16 protein-coding genes are annotated in these 19,720 nt (G+C 54.9%); 8 read left to right on the forward strand and 8 right to left on the reverse strand.

The genetic code is table 11. The features are described from left to right. Window positions 1–424: 424 nt before the first annotated feature. The 6 genes from add (at window position 425) to EGT51_RS11335 (ending at window position 9,332) form a co-directional block, all read left to right on the forward strand. Window positions 425–1,462, forward strand: coding sequence for an adenosine deaminase (gene add / locus EGT51_RS11310; protein WP_135368812.1), 1,038 nt, complete (start codon window positions 425–427; stop codon window positions 1,460–1,462). 488 nt (window positions 1,463–1,950) lie between these two features. After that, window positions 1,951–2,775 (forward strand): site-specific integrase, encoded by an 825-nt coding sequence (locus EGT51_RS11315; RefSeq protein WP_135368813.1) that lies wholly within the window; start codon window positions 1,951–1,953, stop codon window positions 2,773–2,775. Window positions 2,776–2,839: 64 nt separating this feature from the next. Next, a complete protein-coding gene (locus EGT51_RS11320; RefSeq protein ID WP_135368814.1) occupies window positions 2,840–3,685 on the forward strand; it encodes a polysaccharide deacetylase family protein in 846 nt (281 codons plus the stop codon). 899 nt (window positions 3,686–4,584) lie between these two features. Next, window positions 4,585–5,121 carry a L,D-transpeptidase gene (locus EGT51_RS11325; RefSeq protein WP_225428732.1) on the forward strand — a complete coding sequence of 179 codons (537 nt, stop codon included), beginning with the start codon at window positions 4,585–4,587 and terminating at the stop codon, window positions 5,119–5,121. Between the two features lie 131 nt (window positions 5,122–5,252). Then, on the forward strand, window positions 5,253–6,983 hold the full coding sequence (locus EGT51_RS11330) for a hypothetical protein (RefSeq protein WP_135368816.1): 1,731 nt from the start codon (window positions 5,253–5,255) through the stop codon (window positions 6,981–6,983). Between the two features lie 765 nt (window positions 6,984–7,748). Continuing rightward, complete coding sequence (locus EGT51_RS11335) at window positions 7,749–9,332, forward strand: hypothetical protein (protein ID WP_135368817.1); 1,584 nt, start codon at window positions 7,749–7,751, stop codon at window positions 9,330–9,332. Between the two features lie 611 nt (window positions 9,333–9,943). Here EGT51_RS11335 and EGT51_RS11340 read toward each other — a convergent pair. The 6 genes from EGT51_RS11340 to EGT51_RS11365 form a co-directional block, all read right to left on the reverse strand. Then, window positions 9,944–10,879 (reverse strand): aldo/keto reductase, encoded by a 936-nt coding sequence (locus EGT51_RS11340; protein WP_135368818.1) that lies wholly within the window; start codon window positions 10,877–10,879, stop codon window positions 9,944–9,946. Window positions 10,880–11,159: 280 nt separating this feature from the next. Next, entirely contained in the window at window positions 11,160–12,167 is a 1,008-nt protein-coding gene (locus tag EGT51_RS11345) for an aldo/keto reductase (protein ID WP_135368819.1), read from the reverse strand. 2 nt (window positions 12,168–12,169) lie between these two features. Further along, complete coding sequence (locus EGT51_RS11350) at window positions 12,170–13,090, reverse strand: amidohydrolase family protein (RefSeq protein WP_135368820.1); 921 nt, start codon at window positions 13,088–13,090, stop codon at window positions 12,170–12,172. 11 nt (window positions 13,091–13,101) lie between these two features. Continuing rightward, entirely contained in the window at window positions 13,102–13,743 is a 642-nt protein-coding gene (locus EGT51_RS11355) for an NAD(P)H-binding protein (RefSeq protein WP_135368821.1), read from the reverse strand. 377 nt (window positions 13,744–14,120) lie between these two features. Then, entirely contained in the window at window positions 14,121–14,474 is a 354-nt protein-coding gene (locus EGT51_RS11360; RefSeq protein WP_135368822.1) for a MerR family transcriptional regulator, read from the reverse strand. Window positions 14,475–14,499: 25 nt separating this feature from the next. Beyond that, a complete protein-coding gene (locus tag EGT51_RS11365) occupies window positions 14,500–14,868 on the reverse strand; it encodes a DUF2255 family protein (RefSeq protein ID WP_135368823.1) in 369 nt (122 codons plus the stop codon). 110 nt (window positions 14,869–14,978) lie between these two features. Here EGT51_RS11365 and EGT51_RS11370 point away from each other — a divergent pair, with 110 nt between their 5' ends. Continuing rightward, a complete protein-coding gene (locus EGT51_RS11370) occupies window positions 14,979–15,860 on the forward strand; it encodes a LysR family transcriptional regulator (protein ID WP_135368824.1) in 882 nt (293 codons plus the stop codon). A gap of 434 nt (window positions 15,861–16,294) precedes the next feature. Here EGT51_RS11370 and EGT51_RS11375 read toward each other — a convergent pair whose 3' ends face one another. Then, window positions 16,295–16,876, reverse strand: coding sequence for a sugar O-acetyltransferase (locus EGT51_RS11375; protein ID WP_135368825.1), 582 nt, complete (start codon window positions 16,874–16,876; stop codon window positions 16,295–16,297). A gap of 503 nt (window positions 16,877–17,379) precedes the next feature. Further along, window positions 17,380–18,225, reverse strand: coding sequence for an aldo/keto reductase (locus EGT51_RS11380; protein ID WP_135368826.1), 846 nt, complete (start codon window positions 18,223–18,225; stop codon window positions 17,380–17,382). Window positions 18,226–18,603: 378 nt separating this feature from the next. On the opposite strand from EGT51_RS11380, the gene EGT51_RS11385 reads away from it, so the two are divergent. Continuing rightward, entirely contained in the window at window positions 18,604–18,993 is a 390-nt protein-coding gene (locus EGT51_RS11385; RefSeq protein WP_135368827.1) for a DUF2255 family protein, read from the forward strand. Window positions 18,994–19,720 lie beyond the last annotated feature (727 nt).

The following is a 19,720-nucleotide window of genomic DNA, read 5'->3' on the forward strand; positions in this document are numbered from 1 at the left end:
TAATCATATAATGTTTACCCGGCCGAAACAATGATTTTAAGCGAATTTCACAAAATGTAAAATTTGACATCTGGGCCACTCCGTCGCGCGGGTCGGTTGCGGGCAACTTAGTCCGCAACCCCCCACTAAAAGCGGCAAACTTGAGGCGCGTTAACGACCGGCTAAGCCTACATGTTAGCACGATTTGGGCAAAAACGCACCCCCTAATTGTTCCATGGGGGCTCGTTTTTTCGCTGAACCATTGGTCGTTTACGACCGGTTTTTCCAGTGGGAGCGGCCCACTTGGTTAGGTCAGCGACCCAACTCACCCTTTCCCGGCTCAAGACAGCAGAAAATTCTCCAGCCACGGTCAAATTTCCCCTGAGAATTAAGCGCTTACATGTTATACTGAAAGGAACTTAACCATTGAAGGAGGAGTTCCGTGATGTCCCACGTTAAACCTTTTACTCAAGAAAATGTGCAACACTATCCCAAGGTCGAGCTCCACTGCCACTTGGATGGCTCGCTGTCCCGCGATGCGCTGCGGCAAATGGCGGCGGTCACGGGGGCCGAGCTTCCCGCCAGTGACGCTGAGCTACACGACCTGACCAGCGCACCGCTGGAAACCGAAAGTCTGATCCAATACCTCAAACGGTTCCAAGTCGTGACCGACCTGATGCAAACGCCCGAACAGCTCCGCATCGCCGGCCGTGACATGGTGGCCACCGCGGCCAAAGACGGCCTGATCTATTTGGAAGCCCGCTTTGCGCCCCAGATTTCGACCGCGCAGGGGCTGTCGGTCAAGGAAGTCATCGCCGCGTTGCTCGACGGCTTGCACGCTGGGACTCGGGAATTCGGCGTCCCCGTCAACGCCATTGTCTGCGCCATGCGGGACCGCCCGTTAGACGAATGCATTAACGTCTTCCAAACGGCGGCCGAATTTGCCGACCAGGGCGTCGTGGGCCTGGACTTTGCCGGTGACGAATACAACCACCCGGCTATCGACCTGGCCCCCGCGGTCAAGGCCGGCCTGGCAACCGGTCTGCCCTTTACCCTGCACGCTGGCGAGGCCGGCCCCGTCGACAACGTGGCGGTCTCCTTGACGATGGGGGCTAAGCGTATCGGCCACGGCGTACACATGAGCGGCTTCCCAGCCACCATCGCTCAGGCCAAACGCGCCGGTGCCACGATTGAAATGTGCCCGACCAGCAACGTCCAGACCAAGGCCGTGGACGGCTACGCGAACTTCCCACTGGCTGAATTTCTGAGCGCCGGGTTGAAGGTCACCTTGAACACCGACGACCGCACCGTGTCCGACGTGACGCTGACTAGCGAGATCATGAAGATGCATGATCAATTCGGACTGGATTGGTCGCTGTTGAAGAAGCTGACGCTCAACGCCATTGACGGCGCCTTTATTCCGGAGGCGCAAAAGGCCCAGCTCCGCGCCAAGGTCCAAGCGGCGGAAACCGTGACGGCTTAACCATCAGGTCGGTTGGCGTGGGCTACGACGTCCGTGCTGGCCGCCTTACCGTTCGCTAGAGAGGCATTGGAACGCTGAGGGCGCCGGTCCAAGCCAAAAAGCGGTCTTGGACCTCAACTTTGAGCCGATAACCCGCGTCTCAAAGTTGCCAGTTCCCTAAGCGCCATGAACCGCGCCGCTAAGGGAACTCCCACAGCTGAACGCCTCTCTAGCGAACTCTCGGCTCTGGTGGTGAGTGCCAGCGACTATTAGTCACGGTTTTCCCCCTATTGCCGGGCTGTAATTGGTCGAACGCCATCAGACAGTAGCCCCTAGACAGCCGAAATAACTTTTCAAAATCAAGCGGATCTGGAGAGTTTATCCAGGTCCGTTTTTTCATTGCTCCCATCATGTTCCGGTCTCGCGTTTGGCGAGCGGTAGCCAAACAGTAAAGCAGTTCCCCGTGCTATACTGTGGTTAAAGTAATTTTTAGAAAGCAAGGTGCTTCGATGTCGTTAGACTATCCCTACCAAGACGCGTTCAACCGGCAGTTGGCCGAACGGGCCATGGCCGATGCTACGCGCGCTGAGTACACCGCAACGTTGAAGGATTTCTTCCATTATCTGGAGAACTTCAACCCGACCTACCAGCGCGAACACCGGGTCAATCAGCTGCAGACGCAAGACGTTGAGCAGTATCTGGCCATGTTGGTCGATTCCCGGCAGATTCAAAACCAGACCTACAACAAGGTCCTGTCGCATTTGAACGTCTATTTCAAATTCTTGTTCTCCCACAACTGGACGCCCTACCTGCCAACGCTGGACCTGAAAAGTAAACCCAAGGAAGCGGCACAATCGGTAAACTATCGCTGGGTGGACCGCCTCGATGACCTGCTGGCCGACCGGCGGCTGCACGTTTATACGCGGCTGACCCTGTTGCTGGTGGCCCAGGGCTACCCGGTCCAAAGCTTTCTCAAACCGGGGGTCACGGCGCAACTCGACCCGTCCGCTTGGCCCGCCAGCGCGCAGACCTTTTTGCAGGAGTTCCGCGCCTTCATTTTGCCGCTGCAGCAGCGGTTCCAATGCGACGACTGGTTTCTGAAACAGCGAGCCGCCGCGGATCCTCATTTGACGCTACCAGGGCTGCACAAGTATTTGCGCCCCGATGAGGCCATCACCGGCTTTGCGCTCAGCCCGACCGTCCTCTACCAAGGTTACTTAGTTAACTATCTGCGGCGCCACCCCCAAGAAACCGATCGGGAAGTGGTTTCCGCGCTGCACCTGCCCCCGGATTCCATCGACTATTACCGCCGTTTAAGCCAGCGGGCTGACTAATTTATGGCTTTTTCGTTTAACCCCCTTATACTATAAGTAAGACTAGTCTTTTGGGGGAATCATCATGAAACGAAAATGGGGATTATTGGCGGGCTGCCTCGCTTTGGTCGCACTGATCATCGGGGCTGTCGTCTGGACGCAATCGCGCCATACCAACGTGCGCACGGCACCGGCGACGCACAATCGCCTGACCAAGCAGGACGTCACGGCCACCGAAGTCAAGGTCAAGCCATGGGGCAAACTCAAGCACCCACTCCAGCTGCCCATCTTAATGTACCACAGCATCTCGACCGGCAACCAGCTGCGCGTGCCTAAGCAACAGGCCGTCGCCGAACTGAATTATTTGAAACGCCACCACTACCAAACGTTGACCACCACCCAGGCCATCCGCGCGCTGACCACCAACACGGTCCCGCAAAAGAAGGTCGTCTGGGTCACCTTGGACGACGCCTACACCGACAACCAGAAGCTCTTGCCGACGCTCAAGCGCAACCACCAGCACGTCACCATCAACGTCATCACGGGCTTCACGCACAAGTCTGACCACCTGTCATTGGCCCAAATGCAGGCCCTTAAGGCCACGGGCCGCGTCGACTTTGCCAGCCACACGGTCCAGCATTTGGACTTAAACGCCCTGACCGCCACCCAGCAAAAACAGGAGCTGGTCGCCTCCAAGCAATGGCTGGACCAGCACCTGCATCAGAACACGCTACTATTGTGCTACCCGGCCGGCCGCGCCAATCGCACGACACACCGGCTGGCCAAGCAGGCGGGCTACCGAGTCGCGCTGACCACCACAGAAGGCGTCGCCCAGCTGTCCCAGGGGCGCTACAACCTCTCGCGGCTGCGCATCACCCCGGGCATGAACCTGACGACCTTCGCTGACTTGATTCGGGTGACGAATTCGTGAATTGAGAGCGGAGTCCGGCTATCAGTTGAAGGTTGACCCTAAAATTAACGCGCTGATTGCTGCGATGACGGTATTCTGAAGATTGGTGAAACCAGGCGCCTGCGTCAGGCTAGGGTGGGGCCTGCTCTGGGGAACGACTCCAGCCTGAGGGGCGGTCTTCCGCCTCGCTTGAAAGCCTGGCAAAACCGGCCAGTCTCTCAAGTCGTCCCGCGCTGTAACCTGGCAAACAACGCCAGGTAACACCGCCGACACAGCTGGCTCCACCCTGGCTGCCTCCGGCAAGGTAACGATTATCAGTAACACTGCGTTAATGAAAGGCCTTGTCGTCAATGCAGCTATTATCTGAGGTTAAGACGACTGTTACTGACAAGCACACCGTAGCCGAGAGTTCGCCAAATATGGGTTCAGCCACTGAAAAGAGTGTGCCAACAGGCGGTTAACTGCCTAGCAGTGTTAAGCGGAACCAGTTGCCTGTTGGCGCACGTTTCGGCTACTTAACCGGGAACCCACCTCCATTATTAATGTAAGCGTACCCATTGCGATAAGACTGGCTTCGGCGTACAATGAAGGTAAAGTTAAAGCATTCACAAGGAGGTCAGCCTTATGGGGAGCGTCGCAACATTAATTACCTGGTCAGCGATGATTGTTTTGATTGGTGCGGAAATTGTACGGGGAATCTTTATGTTTAAAGGCTAATTTAGACCACTAACGATGGCGGTCAGTTCTCAGGTTGTTGGGAATTGACCGCCTTTTTGCTGCAGCAATTTCCAGTGGCCGCGGTGCACATCCCCGACGTGCCAAGTTGCCCGTGAATTTCATCACCACAATAGTTTCGCCTGTTGACAGGATTGCCGCCAACTTATAGAATAATGAGTGCATTCTACAAGGAGGAATTCACTGTGAAACGTCTAAAACTAATCTTAACCACGCTACTCGCCGTCATCAGCCTGGTGGGTGGGGCCGTGGTTGCCACGACGACCGCCAATGCCAAGGAGAAAACGCCAACTTGGAAACAGCCATCGGAGACCAAGGCTTACCCGAATTTAAAGAAACATAAGCACGCCTACATCAAGGTGTCCATCGCCAAGCAACGCGTCTACATCAGAACCAGCAAGCACAAGACGCTCTACACCATGGTCTGCTCGACCGGGAAGAAGTCGTCCCCTACGCCGACCGGGACTTACCACATTCAAAACCGGGGGACGCATTTTTACAACGCCGGCTCTAAGGAAGGCGCCAACTACTGGACGTCCTTCAAGTACTGGGGCACCTACCTGTTCCACTCCGTGCCCGTCAATGCCCACGGCAAGTACATCGTCAGCGAGGCCCACAAGTTGGGCAAACGCGCCAGTCACGGCTGCGTGCGCTTATCCGTCGCCGATGCTCACTGGATCTACAGCCACGTGCCGGCGGGAATGAAAGTTGTGATTCACTAAGATTAGCTATAGCGCGTTTCCATCGAGTGGTGGGGACGCGTTTTTTAGTCAGCCGGTTTCCCTCACCCGCCAACTACGGTAAACTAAGGATAGCGCTTCATTTCACAGTCCATTCAAGAAGGAGTTATTCTATGCTTTTAGTTGCACTATTCGGCACTCTGACCGCGCTGGGTATGACCATTTTGGCCTGCATTCAGCGGCCCGAGCGCTGGCGGTTACTGGTTGGTACCTACGTCCTCTTTTACCTGGTAGCGCTGGGCATCGTTTTCAGCTCGCTGCCCAGCAAGACGCCCGCCAGTCTGATTGGGATGAACCTGGTCTACGGTATTTTCTACCTGCCACTGCTGGCCTTCAACAGTCCCCAGGCCAAAGTCGAGGTCGAACGACGGGGAAATTCACCGTTTAATTTCCACTTGCCCCGTATTAACTTCGGCACGAAAATCGCCGCGGGCGTCCTGGCCGTGCTGGTGGTCTTGGGCCTACTTGGGTCGCTCCAAACGCGCTTTGGCGTCAAGGCCGTCTACAATTCCTTGCGTATCAAGACGGTCAAGACGGCGCCGCTGCTGGACAAGAACAGCACGCCCATCGCCATTTCACCCAAGACCGTGCGCAACAAGATGAACAAGGCCATGAGCACCGTGCCCAACACGTCGTACTACCGGCTGGGAGACCTACAGACGCAGGTGGTCAAGGGCAAGACCGTCTACATCGCGCCGGTCGAGTTCGACGGCTTTTGGCGCTGGCAACGCGCACGAGTGACGCCGGGGTATTTCATCATCGACGCCACCAACGTCAACGCCGAACCGCATTTCGTCAAGCAAGCCATGAAATACACGCCGAGCGCCTACCTCTTTGACGACGCCCAGCGAGTCATTTACAACCGCTTCCCCAGCTGGGTCCAGGAAGGCCAGCCGCAACTGGAAGTCAACGACCAGGGCGAACCCTTCTTCATCCAAACCGTCTACAAGGCCCGCGGGGTGTCAAAACGCATCAACTACCGCAGCCTGCACGTGGTCGTGTTAAATGCCAAGACCGGCGCGACCAAGCTGTACACCGCCGCTGGTGCGCCCGCATTTATCAACGAATCCATTGCCTCGTCGACCGCCGCGGAAATGAATGAGATCTTCGGCCGTTACGGCAACGGCTTCTTCAACGCCTACTTCAACAAGACCGGCGTCAAGCTACCCAACAGCAACGGTACCGAGGATGGCGTCACCCCGGTTGCGGACAAGCACGGCAACATTTCGTACTTTAACGACTTCACCTCGCCCAAGACCAGCGCCGACTCGACCATGGGGTACTCCATGATCAACGCACGGACTGGGACACTGACGTATTACACCGGTAAAAATATCGGGGTCATGGACAGTGATGGTGCCAAGAAGATTGCCGAAAAGGAATACGTCGCGCAGAAATGGTCGGCGACGATGCCCATCATGTACAACATCGACGGCACGCCGACCTGGGTGGTTTCGCTGCTCGACTCCACCGGGGCCTTCCGGAGCTACGCCTACATCAAGGCCGCCGACCAGAGTGTCAAGGCGTACGCCACCACGGCGGCCCAGGCACTCGATCAGTACCGCGTCCAGTTAGCGGCCGCCGGCTCCACGGCCAGTTCGACCGCCACCAAGTTGACCAAGGTCCACGGCACCGTGACCCGGGTCGCCATCGTCCCGAATGGCAGTAGCCAAAGCGTGCTGTTCGCCATCAAGGGCAACGATTATCTCTGGTCGGTCGGCACCGGCGATTACCCCAAGGCCGCACTACTGCAGGCTGGCGACCAGGTCAAGCTGACCGCCAACGTCAATCGGCAGGCCAAGACCGGGACCGTCCAATCATTTACCAACGAGACGTTTAAATAGGCCCTTATTCTTACTAACGAAATTGGCCGCGGATTCGTCACCCCCGCGTGGCTATCACGGTCAGTTTTCGTTGGCTGGCGTTTGTATTTTGCGCTTTACTAAACGAAAAGACTCAGTGGCATCCTTAATTGGCTGTCGCTGAGTCTTTTTATTCCTGACTGAAGGTTGAAAGTGGAATTAACGCACTGATTGCCGTAATGACGGTGTTCTGACAATTAAAATTGGTAAAACCAGGCGCCTACGTCAGCCAGGGTTCCAACCCATATTTGGCGAATGGTAGGCGGTCAGTTCATATGTGAAGCTACAAACGATTATTTTTAACGTCAGAAGTCGCATGATAACAATAGTTCTAGCTGATTTCCGTCTTTCAACCTTCAGCTCTTCACTTTCTTCAACTGAATTGGCGCAATAATACACCAGACTTTTTCATAAGTCTAAAGTTATTCTGGTAGCGATCGCAGATTATTAATTTGACTGATTTTGCTCGTAAAACCATTGCCCTACTATGTTCTAATGGTCCGTCGCCTGTGGCTTCGTTTGGGAAACCAACCGTCTACCCTTGCGCACCAGTGACCAAAATCGGTACGCCCACCAACCGCGAGAACCCGTATTTAGCTTGAGCACCACAACGATGTATCGTCAAAATGGTTCCCCCTTTCGTTAAATAACACGGTTGATTATTTCTGAAAAGAGAACTACTATAGAAGGTGGCAGGTAGGCATTTCACCAGCATCTCAAAGCTGTCAAAAAATGAGGAGAGCGACCATGATGAGACATCATTCAAAAGTAGTAACATTAATTCTTGCACTTGCATTGGGTGGCACGTTACCGGCAATGACTGCGCACGCCCAAGAGTTGACCCACACGTATGCCAATGGTGAAGCCTTGCAGATGACTTCACCAGGAGATTATAAGCTAGACGATTTTACGGGCAATAACGATCTCTCCAGTACCTCGGCGTGGGTCTTAAAACAACCGATCAGAATGTTTGTCAATGATACCCTGAGTGGCCTTGGCGTCTCTAACACGAAAGTAATCCACTCCATCCATCACCCCAGCGACGAGAAACTCCAAACGACTATCGATCCCTGGGGTCAGTCTTACGACAAGGATACCTTCACCTTAACAGGCAATCATTTGTCCGAACCCTATTCGGTGAAAATTTTCTACAATTTTGGGAGTTATGAACTCCTACAGGCCCAGTTGCCCATTTTGGTTTACCCGCAGCCGCAGATCAACGCGACCGGACCGTTTACCATTTACCAAGGTGGCAAATTCGTTGGCGATGACCGGACCATTATTCAGGACCCTTGGATCGATCAATCTTGGACAGGCAACAATTGGTTAAATCAAACGACCTTTGCCAATGACGGCGGCACAATCACGAATGATGCCACTCAGATTTTGGGTGACCAAGACCAGCACACTACCGCCGCACCAGGGTCATACCAAGTCACCTATCACGAAACCACGGCCAACAACCTGACCGATTCGTTGGCGCTGGAGTCTTCCGTTCAGGCCACCGAAAAATGGCAGGTGCTCGCCACCCCAACGATCAACGCGGCCACTACGGCTAAGGCTAACACCAATACCGCCGTTGATTTAACCCAGGGCGTGACGGTAGCAGATGCCAACCACAGCGACGCCAAGCTGGCTTTCGGCCAAGATGACGCTGTGACCAAGCCTAAAGATAGCGACATGACTGTCCAGGTCAAGGTTTTGGACAGTCACCAAAACCCGGTTTCCTTAACCAATCTGTCCGCCCAGAAATTCAAGGCGGCCGGACAATACACCATTCAATACCGTTACCACTACACCGACCAATTTGGCACAGACTATGCGCCGATCACAGCGGAAACGAAGCTGACCGTCAGCGGCAGTAGCGCAAGTACGGACCAGCCGCGCGTTCCCAGCAATACCGGCAGCTCGAGCAGTTCGAGTACCACGGCCAACAGTGACAGCACGTCGAGTAGCTCATCTTCAGCGGCCGCAAGCAACGCCCCGTCTGAACCCAGCTACCACCACGGTGCCGACGCCGACACCATTGCTCCCGCAAAATCCAGTCAAACCGCAACCTCTCAGGCCAACCGCACAACCAAGCAGTCAGCGACGCCTAACCTGCGGACCGGCGCAGCGGCGGACCAAGTCACAACGGCGCCTAGCCAAGCGACCCACGCCGCGACGCCTTCATCGGCTTCGCAACAAACTGCCGCACGACAACCTCACAGTCAAAGTACCGCCAGAATCCCGCAACTGAACGAAACCAGTAGTCTATCGATTCTAGTTGGCGGACTGGTCTTGTTACTGGGGACCCTGTTGATTCGCAAATTAGGTAAGCGTGAAAAGTAACCCTCTACTGATACCAACGAAATCAAGCAGACAGTTGTCACCCCCAGCCGCTGACCTCGGTCAGTTGGCGTTGGCTGGCGTTCGAGAGTTGATTTTTACCAAACGAAAAGACTCAGCAAGCAGCCCTCATTGGCTGTCGCTGAGTCTTTTTGAGTTCATCTAAAGGCTGAAGGACAAAAATCAGCTGAAACTATCGTTATCATGCGACTCATGGCATCAAAAATAGTCGTTTATAGCCTCACAGGGCGAGCTTGCCAGTAACAGTCGTTTTAACCCTAGATAGCAGCTGTATTGACGACCAGTCTTTTATTAACACAGTGTTACTGACAGCCGTCAAACTTGCCGGAGGCAGCCAGGGTGGAACCAGCTGTGTCGGCGGTGTTGGCTGAGGTCCTTTCTCAGCCTACAGCGCGGGACGACTTGAGAGACTGGCGGGTTTTGCCAGGCTTTCAAGCGAGGCAAAAGACCGCCCCTCAGGCTGGAGCCGTTCCCCAGAGCAGGTCCCACCCTAACCTGACGCAGGCGCCCGGTTTCATCAATTTTAGGTGTCAGAACACCGTCACTTCGGCAATCAGCGCGCTATTTTTCCTTTTCAACTTTCAGGCGTTCATCTAAACCATTGGCGCTTCCCAAAATCCCTTGGTATCCACCTGCGTTTGGGCGGCCAAGTCCTCCAGCTGACTAATTTCGGCGGGCGTCAAGCTGACCTTTTCCGCACGTAATTCACTGGCGATGTACTTTTCCTTGGTGACACCGATGATGGGCGTCGTTCCCTTGGCCAGAGCGTAAGCGGTCGCGACCTCGGCAATCGAGGCGTTTTGCCGCTCGCCGATGGCCTTCATGGCCGCGGTCAACTTGGTCAACTGAGGCAAGGCGGCGTTGTACACCTTGGCTCGCTCACTGCCGGCCGGTAACGGGTGATCCACGTCATAGTGCCCCGTCAGCGCGCCCTGTTCCAAGACCATGTACGCGTAAAACGTGATGTGGTGTTCTCGGCAATAATCGATGATCCCCGCCCGTTCTGAAGACCGGTATAGCAGGCTGAAATGATTTTGCACGGCAGAAATTTGGATCCCCGCCTTGCCTAAAATTTCGTTGGCCCGTTTGATTTGTGCTAGGTTGTGGTTGGATACACCCACGCGCTTGACCTTGCCGCTTTGAACGAGGGGAATCAATTCCGGCGTCCATTTCTCCACGTCGTCCGGGTTATGGATCCAGTAAAGGTCCACGTAGTCCGTGCGCAGCCGGCGCAGACTGCCCGCCAGCATGTCGGCCATCTCGTGGTCACCCGTGCCGGCCATCCGCGGCGTGAATTTCGTCGACAGCTGATAACTCTCCCGCGGATAAGGCGCCAGTAATTCGCCGACTAAATTCTCCGCGGTCCCTTGACCGTACGCATAAGCCGTGTCCCACAAGGTAAAGCCATGGGCCATCCCTGCCGTCACCACGGGCTTCAAGCTCGTTGCGGACAACGTGTCACCAAAATAGCGATTGGACGCGGTATCGCCCCACGCCCAAGTACCTAAAGCAATTTTCGGTTCTGTCATTCTGTGAAAACCCCTTTCTACCTTTCAGCCTAGCATACCGCTGTGGGAGGAGACAACTCAGGAGTCCAGGTTGTCTTAGTGAGCCATCATACCGAGCTAAGTCCTTGGTGCGACCTAAAGACGCCTGGGGACGTTCGCGTTACCCGTACAGTGCCGAAACGTGCGCCGACAGGCAACTGGTTCCGCTTAACACTGCTAGGCAAATAATCCAGAACCGGGATTATCCGCCTAGCACCGTTAATGCTCGCCAGTTAACCGCCTGTCGTCACACTCTTTTTCGTTACCGCTGATAATTCATTTGATCACGCGTCAGTGGTCCCACCAGTTCATGTGGCAGATACGGTTCTTCCAAGTACTGGACGTCCGCCGGGGTCAGCTTGAGGTCTAAGGCCTTGACCGCGCCCGTCAGGTGACTGGCCTTGGTGGCACCGATGATGGGCGCCGTGACGGTTGGCTTTTGCAGCAACCAGGCCAAGGCGACCTGCACGCGGTCCACGCCGTATTTAGCGGCAATCTCGCCGACGCGCTGGATGATGGGCAGATCCAGTTGCTTACTGTCATCGTACTTGGAGCGAGCGACGGTATCAGTAGCGTAGCGCTTGGTCTCGCCGGCCCAGTCCCGGGTCAGTCGACCGGACGCCAACGGACTGTAAGGGGTCACGGCAATGTCTTGGTCCGCACACAGTGGCAACATTTCCCGTTCTTCTTCACGGTACAGCAGGTTCAGGTGGTTTTGCATCGAGACGAATTTGGTCCAGCCGTGTTGTTCCGCGACGGCCTGAGCCTTTTCAAATTGCCAAGCAAACATCGCCGACGCCCCGATGTAGCGGGCCTTACCAGACTTCACCACATCGTGTAACGCTTCCATGGTTTCTTCAATTGGCGTGTGGTAATCCCACCGGTGGATGATGTACAGGTCCACATAATCCGTTTGCAGGCGCTCCAAGCTCTGATCGATCTGTGACATGATGGCCTTGCGCGACAATCCGGCCACGTTCGGCGCCTTTTCTGGCGTGAAGAAGACCTTGGTCGCTAGTACGATCTGGTCCCGGTGCGCCAAGCGTTTCAGCGCCTGTCCCACGAACCGTTCGCTGTCACCGTGCGAGTAAATGTTGGCGGTATCAAAGAAGTTGATGCCCAGATCTAAGGCTTGCTTGATGACCGCCGTACTCTGCGTCTCATCGACCGCCCACGGGAACATCCCCGTCGACGCGTTGCCAAAGCCCATCGTGCCCAGGCACAATCGCGAAACGTCTAAACCTGTGTGTCCTAATTTGGTATATTCCATCATTACGCTTCCTTCTGGCCACTGAGCCGCAGCCAATTACCACTAAAGATTTGTTGTTGAACAGCCGGCGAGACCGCCATGGCCTTGACCGCGGTTTCGATCACCGCAGTCGGGCCAACGGGGGGAATGCCAAATGGCGAATCCGTGCCAAACAAGACGTGGTCGGCGCCAAAGAACGCGGCGGCCAGATCCAGCGCCTGCGGATTGCCCAGGATGGCGGTGTCCACGTAGAATTTCTGAAAGTCTGCGTAGTTTGCTGCCGACTGAATGTACTTGATGCGCTGGCTGAAGTACGGAATCATCGCCCCAGCGTGATGGACGATGATCTTGAGCTGAGGGTGTTGCTGGAAAATACCGGCCGCCACGATGTCGTTCATCGCCTGGGTCAACTCGTACTCCCAACTGAAGCTGAGATTGTTGTCGGGCTTGCGGTCGTCAAAGACGGGATGCAGCCAAATGGGGGCACCAATCTCGGCTAATTTGGCAAAAATCGGCTGGTAGACCGGTGCGGCAATCGATTCTCCCAGCGCGCGGGTAAAGAGCTGCACGCCGACCAGCGCATCACTGCCGGCCACCTGCTCGTCGATGATCTGCAGGGCGGCGGGCACGTTGTTCATCGGCAACATCGCCACGCCCGCGGGAAAGACGTCCCGGTTAGCCCGCACGATGGCCGCCAATTCGGCGTTGGCCTGACGACACAGGTCCGCCGCCTGTTCTGGTGCAAAGAAATCTTCCGGATTCAGATTGACCGCCGATAAGACCTGTTGGTGGTCAGCTGGTAGACTGGCCTTGTGCTGAGCCAGGTCCGTCAGTAAGGGATTTTTCATGTAAGGAAATTGATCCAAGATCTGGGGCTTCAACGCCTGCATTTGCGCCAAAAACTTCGGCGGCAAAATATGAGCGAACACATCAATCACTGTCATGGCTGCGCTCCTTAATACCAGCTGGGCTGGTCGCCATCCGTGCCGGCCTTGTCCAAGCCAACGCTACTGTTTTGATACGTGCTGGGGTCGTTGAGGACCTTCAGGGCAAAGTCGGCCACGCTTTGGCGTGAGACCTCGGTGCCCTTGAAGCCGTCCGCCAACGTGGTGACCTCGTAGTCGACCTCATCGTTGTCCGTCAACCAGGCCGGCCGAATCTCCGTATAGGTCAATCCGGACTTTTCGACCAAGTCACTGGTCTTGCGGAAGGCCGGTAAATAAGCCCCAATCATCCGCTCGTTCCACTCGCCAAATTTGCCCGGGACCTCGTGGTGGGCGCCCAGGGAGCTGATGTAGATCAACCGAGTCTGGTGGGTTTGGTGCATGGCATCAACTACGCTTTGGGTCTGCGCATCGAGGTCGGCCCCACCTAAATTAGAGTAGACTAGGTCCACGCCGGCCATAGCTCGAGCGACCGCCGCCGTGTCGTGGACGTCGCCATCGACCAACGTGACCCGCGGATTATCCGCGTACTGGTTGAGCCGCGCCGCATTGCGCAGGAATAAGACCAGCGTATCTGGCGTTTCGTTCAATACCCGTTGCGTGAGTAATTGGGCCATGGCGCCGTGAGCACCGAGAATTAAAATTTTTGTCATGTTAGTTTCCTCCTAATTTGTACTTTGCATCGTTCCCCTGTATGGGGGGCTCGAAGGTTGAAAGACGAAGATCAACTAGAATCATTGTGATCATGAGCCTCATGGCGTTAAAATAGTCGTTTTCAGCCTCACAATGTGAACTGTCCGCCTACCGTTCGTCAAATACGGGGTGGAACGCTGGGGCAGGTCGAGCCCAAGACCGGTCTCGGCAACTCGCTTCGAGCCGAAGTTCGCGTCTATATCCGCCACACAGCCGAAACGTGCGCCAACAGGCAACTGGTTCCGCTTAACACTACTAGACAAATAATCCAAGACCGGGATTATCCGCCTAGCACCGTTAATGCTCGCCAGTTAACCGCCTGTTGGCCCACTCTTTTTTAGTCAGCCCCATTGGCGACCAAACGGCGTTCTGGCAACGTCGCGATTTTGGTTTCTAACCGCCCCAGCGTTGCCGTCAATTCGGTGATCTGGTCGCGTAAATCAGCGGCTTGCGTGGCCAACAGTTGGCGCTGGTCAGCAGATGAGTCTAGGCGTAAGAACCGTTTAATCTCATCCAAGGTCACGCCACACGCCCGCAAGTCCAGAATCTCGCGAATCCGGGCCAGGTCAGCGGGCTGATAGTCGCGCATGCCACTGATACGAGCCACTGGCGCCAAGACGCCGATCTCTTCGTAATACCGCAGCGTCCAAGCGCTGGTGTGTAATTGTGTTGCTGCTGCATTGATTTTCACGGGACACCCTCCTTATTTCTGACCATTATCGGGGCAAGATTTCAATTGTGGCGGCTTGCGGGCCGACCTGAATCATCGGCAATAGGTAGGCACTCTGCCCATATTTTTGCCGATAAGCCGCGTCGACTAGCGCCGTCTGGTCCGTGACCGGGGCAAAACTGACCGGGTAATTTTGTCCGGCCAAGTAAATGCGCCCGGCGCGCTGCTGCACCGCGGATTGGTACCACGATGAACGCTGGCCGTGCCACGCTCGCACGTACAGGTGCTGGTCCACGACCACCGACCAGATCCACGTCGGCGTGCCGTAAGTCCGACCATCACTGTAAAATGGTGAAATCCGCAAGTCATCGGCGACCGCGAATCGTTGTAACTGTGCTGGCGTCCATCTCTTCATGCGTCGCCCTCCTCTTCGTTTACAAGCCCTATCTTACGGCTTGACTTTTCATCTGTCTAATGCTTATATTAAATTAAAACATATACATAAAAGCTATAGGAGGCAAGACGATGGAATTACGGGTGTTACGGTACTTCTTAATGGTCGTGCAGGAGCAAAATATCAGTCAGGCGGCCACGCGGCTTCACGTGTCACAACCCACGATTTCGCGGCAACTCAAGGACCTGGAAGCAGAGTTGGACACGACCCTGTTCGTTCGTGGTAACCGCACGATTCAGTTGACCCCGGACGGCGAATATTTCGCGCACCAGGCCCAACAGATATTATCGTTGACGGACAAGACGCTGGCCAACATCCACCAGGAAGCCGACCTCAGCGGCGCCGTCTACATCGGCAGTGCCGAGGCCCGCAGCATGTTGACAGTCGCCCAAGCCATCGGTCACCTCAATGCGCAGCACCCTCACGTCCGCGTCAACATTGTCAGCATGGATGCCGCCGAGATTCATCGCCAATTGGTGGCCGGCGTCTTTGATTTCGGCGTGGTCATGGAGCCCATCGACAAGTCCGATTACGACTTCTGCCGGCTCCCTGGGGAAAGTCGCTGGGGCCTGCTGGTCCAAAACGGTTCGCCGCTGGCTCAGCAAGCCACGGTCAGTCTGGACGACGTGGCGCAGTCGCGCTTGATTATCCCGCAACAGGGCGGTGACCAACGCCTCCACGACCTCTTCGGCTTCACCAGCGATGACCTGACCGTCGTGGCCACCTACAACCTGCTCTACAATGCGTCACTGCTGGTGTCCGCCGGTGTCGGTAACGCGCTAGGCCTCGACGGTATCATCAACACCAACCAGTCCGACCTGGCTTTCGTACCATTAGAACCGCGGATCTCGTCCGGGTCCAGCCTGGTCTGGCTCAAGGGGCAACGGTTGTCTGCCGCGTCTCAGGCCCTGCTGGACCAAGTCCGCTTGGAACTGGCCCCGACCGCGGAGTGACGGTCCTTGCTGAGTAGCTATTGTGGGAGTTGACCGCCTACCGTTCGCCAAATATGGGACTGGAACGCGGTGGGCGGACCGTTTCGAGCCGCAGACCACGTTTCAAAGTGGCCTCATAGCCGAAACGTGCGCCAACAGGCAACTGGTTCCGCTTAACACTGCTAGGCAAATAATCCAGAACCGGGATTATCCGCCTAGCACCGTTAATGCTCGCCAGTTAACCGCCTGTTGGCCCACTCTTTTTCAGCGGCCGTTCTCCGGTGTCGTGGTGCGGTTTTTCGATCAATATCCCTTTTAAATTCCATTGGACAAAAAACAGGCAGTCGATTTCTCATGTGAGAATCTACTGCCTGTTTTAGTCTGATGAATAGTTTGTACTGTCACTACGTCACCCTATCCGACGCCGATATCCGGGCACGGTGCCGATGCCTGCCCTAATCCGTTGACATCCTTTTGATTCGCCGTAACACGCGGGCTGGCGAACCGACGACCACCGTGTTGGCCGGGACATCCTTGGTGACGATGGCGCCGGCACCCACGATGGCATTTTCGCCCACGGTGACGCCGGGTAGAATTACCGCCCTTGCCCCAATCCAGGCGTTGGCTTCGACGTGAATGGCCTTGGCCTGGACGTCGCGCCGATGGGTCGGGTCTTCCAAATGATTGACCGTTATCAGCATCGCCCGCGGCCCAATCAAAGCTCCGCGCCCCAGGTAAATGCCGCCCAGGTCCGTGAACATGACGTCTTGATTCACGTAGACGTCTTCGCCAATGAAAATGTGGGGCCCAAAGTCACTGTGAACGGGCGCGTTGACTTCCGCCGAGGCCGGGACCTCGTAGCCGACAACCTGACTAAGTGTGGCCCGCCGCTGTTCTGGCGTTTGGTCCTGATTGTTAAATCGTTTTAAGAGCGTCTGTGTGCGCTGGACGGTACGCTGGATTTCCTGAAAGTCAGCGCCATTAAAGTCTAAGGGGAGCCCCGCCAAGGCCCGTTGAAAAATTGTTGGTTCTGTCATCGTTGGTGATTACCTCCGTTGTGTGTTTACGCATTAGTATAGGAGCTGAATACTGCCATAGCAAATACTTAAATCAAATATTCAGCTATACATTTTAAACATGTTAGCGGAAGCTGGATATCAAAAAAACAGATTCGCGACGGGGGAGTGGCGAATCTGCTTTTTGATTAGTTAAGTTGTTTGTCTGTCTGTATGTTAGTGGTTTAACTGTTGCGATGATGCTGGGGTGGGCGCGGCCTCCGAAACGTGTTCCGCGAGCCAGACTCCTGCGCCAGCCAAGAAAGCTCCCCAAGCCCAGGGGAATTTCCTTACTGACACTACTTGTTCAAGGCGTTACGGCCGCTCTCGACCGATATTATCCGGAAACCGGCGGCCTCTGAAACGTGTTCCGCGAGCCAGACTCCTGCGCTTAACCCAGCTAAGAAAACTCCCCAAGCCCGGGGGAATTTCCTTAGCTACGTTAATGCTCAGAGTCTAACCGGCTCGCTCCACACTCTTTTTTCCTAATCGCCAACTGGGTGCCAGCCGTTCTCGTCCGTTAACCGGTTTAAGAAGGCCATGTCCTTGTCGCTGATTTCGAAGTCTAATTGGGCGTTGGCTTCGACGTGGCTCATGGCGCGGGCCTTTGGTAATGGCGCGACGCCATTTTGGATGACGAAGCGTAGGGCCAGTTGGGGAATCGAGACGCCGTAGTTGCCAGCGACGCGTTCCAGTTCTGGACTGTCGACCAAGCCACCAGTTGCCAGTGGTGAGTAAGCCTGAACCACGATTTGACTGTCTGTCGCCGTCTTGACGATGGAATCCTGCGTGTGGCCCACGTAGTACTGAATCTGGTCGACGGCTGGCTTGACCGTTAAGCCATCCCAAGTTAACAAGTTTTCCAGGTCGTGGGAATTAAAATTGGAAACCCCAATCGCCTTGGCCCGGCCACTGTTGTAAATATCTTGCATGGCGCGCCAAACGTCGCGGTTTTCGACATCATGGTTCGACCCCATTTGGGCCCATGGCCACGGCGCATGGATAATATAAGAATCAACATAATCCAGGTTCAAGGCCGCCAGACTACTGTCAAAGTCTGCCATGGCCGCATCGTAGGTCTTGGATTCAGCGGGCAGCTTGGTTTGAACGAAAATATCCTCGCGAGCCACGTCGCTAGCGGCAATGGCCTCGCCAACACTTTGTTCATTTTGGTAAGCCTTGGCCGTATCGATGAACCGGTACCCGGCCTTTAAGGCATTGCTGACGGCGTCGAAAGTTTCCTTACCGGGACGCGTCTGCCAGGTTCCAAAGCCGACCTTAGGCATCTTGAGGCCGTTGTTTAACGTAAACGTATCTGTAATTGTAGGCATGTGATTTCCTCCTTCATTGCTTATGGAATTGAGTATAGCCCCTTCGTGTAGGACTAAGGCAAGGGAAAATTTAAACTTTTTTGGCGACTTATCACCCAATCAGCTAATTAATTTTAAAAATTTTTCTGCTTATTCACTAATCACCTGTTCAATCATCGTAAGTGCTGTGCTTAAAGAGCTTCTCGCCGGTAGACATTCGCAATCAGCCGTTAAATTCCGTTAGAATTTGACCAAATAATCCCAAATGGCATTTGCATTTATATCAAAACGGCATATACTTACTAATCGTAAGTGACAAACCAAAACATTTCCCGCGTTCTCGCAGGCGCGGATGATGACCGATGACATGAATACAGCATTTAACGGAGGTATTTCACAATGGATACGACAACGACACAATGGACTAAAGACCAATTAGATTTATTCTTAAACAACAAGACGCTGACGATGAAGCCTTACAACCCCGATATGACCACCTTTGAAGAGGAATCTCCCGTCTGGGAAGTCGTCGTGGACGGCAACGTTTACTCTCGCGGCTGGAACGGCGACCAAACCAAGTGGTACATGGCCGCAACCGCCCAAAACGCCGGTGCCATCAGCGTGGGCGACCGGGACTTTGCGGCGCGCTTTGAAGCCGTGACCCACTCAGCCGAACTCGACGCCAAGATCACCGCCGCCTACAAGGCCAAGTACGACGGACAACGCTCACTGCCCAAGATGATCTCCGACGGCCCAACCTACGCTACACTTCACGTGCTGCCTCGCTAGGCGAGACGGTACGGCACGCAATGACTAAGCACGTCCCCACGCCGCTTAGTGGTTGCGTGTTTTTTGTACGCATCTTGGAAAAACAGCCGTTCGCCACAACAGCCATATGCGCCGGCCGCCCCGTTCGTCCCGCCTTTAATAGTTCCAATGTAACCGGTTCCCATTGTGCTAGCGCAAATTTCCATCTACAATTAGAGTAACTGAAGATTGAAAGTAGAATTGACACGTTGATTTTCAGAATGACGGTGTTCTGTCCACTAAAGTTAGCGAAACCAGGTGCCTGCGTCAGGCTAGGATGGGGCCTGCTCTGGGGACCACCTCCAGCCTGAGGGGCGGTCTTCCGACACAACTGGTTCCACCCTGGTTGCCTCCAGCAAGTTGATGGCTATCAGCAACATTGTGTTAACGAAAGACCTATCATTAATGCATCTATTATATGGGGTTAAGACGACTGTTACTGACAAGCACTACGTTAGCCGAGAGTTCGCCAAATATGGGTTCAGCCGTGGGAGTTCCCTTAGCGGCGATTCATGCCGCTTAGGGAACTGGCGTCTTTGAGACGTGTTTTTCGGCTCAAAGCGAGGCGTCGAGACCGCCCTTTGGCTCGGCCCGTCCTGTTATGATCCCTTTGGGGTTGTCAAATGAAATAATATAATTCATCTGACAATCAACGGAGGGAATATGACATGTCAAAGGTCAAGTTTAGTGCCATGGAGAAGCTGGAGCT

Source organism: Levilactobacillus suantsaiihabitans, assembly GCF_004745505.1.
Lineage (GTDB): Bacteria > Bacillota > Bacilli > Lactobacillales > Lactobacillaceae > Levilactobacillus > Levilactobacillus suantsaiihabitans.